This window comes from Actinosynnema sp. NPDC059797 (genome assembly GCF_042732085.1).
Taxonomy (GTDB): domain Bacteria; phylum Actinomycetota; class Actinomycetes; order Mycobacteriales; family Pseudonocardiaceae; genus Actinosynnema.
Genome location: NZ_JBHWIE010000443.1, coordinates 1 through 946, shown reverse-complemented (window position 1 = coordinate 946; position 946 = coordinate 1). Strand labels below are relative to the sequence as shown.

1 protein-coding gene is annotated in these 946 nt (G+C 79.5%); it reads left to right on the top strand.

The window, feature by feature from the left end; genetic code table 11:
- The coding region (locus ACFV4N_RS39360) for an ACP S-malonyltransferase (protein ID WP_499677778.1) at positions 1–946 on the top strand (946 nt) is incomplete at both ends.

The following is a 946-nucleotide window of genomic DNA, read 5'->3' as shown; positions in this document are numbered from 1 at the left end:
CTGCGGGTGCTGCGCGAGCTGGGCGTGGAGGCCGACACGGCCGCGGGCCACAGCCTCGGCGAGCTGACCGCCGTGCACTGGGGCGGCGCCCTCGACGCCGGCCGCGTGCTCCGGCTGGCCGTCGAGCGCGGGCACGTCATGGCGCACGCGAGCCGGGGCGGCGGCGCGATGGCCGGCCTGGCCACCGACCCGGAGCGCGCCCTGGAGCTGGCCGCCGGCGAGGACGTCGTGGTCGCGGGCTACAACGGCCCCGCCCAGACCGTGCTGTCCGGCCCGGCCGAGGCCGTGGACCGGGTGTGCGCGGTGGCGCGTGCGGCGGGCGTGCACGCCACCCGCGTGGCCGTCTCCCACGCCTTCCACTCGCCGCTGGTGGCGCCGGCCGCCGAGGCGATGGCCGAGCGGCTCGTCGACTTCGACTTCGGCCGGCTGATCCGCCCCGTGCACTCGACGGTCACCGGCGACGTGCTGGCCGCCGACACCGACCTGCGCGAGCTGCTGCGCGACCAGATCACCCTCCCGGTCCGGTTCCACGAGGCCGCCGCCAAGGCCGCCGCGGACGTCGACCTGGTGGTCGAGGTCGGCCCCGGCCGCGTGCTGACCGGCCTGATGGCCGACATCGCGCCCGGCAAGCCCGTGCTGGCCGTGGACACCGACAGCGCCTCCCTGTCCTCCCTGCTGACCGTCGTCGCCGGCGCCCACGTCCTGGGCGCGCCGATCCGCACCGACGCCCTGTTCGGCGACCGGGTCGTCCGCGACCTGCCGCTCGACGGCGCCATGACGTTCCTGGCCAGCCCCTGCGAGACCGCGCCCGCCCTCGACGCCGCGCTGCTCCCGACCGGGCAGACCGCGCCGGGGGGGCCTGCCGCGGCCCCCGCCGCACCCCCGGGCGCCGGGGGGGGGGGCCCCGCCCGGTGCACCCAGGTCCCGGTGCGGCGGCGGGGCGGCG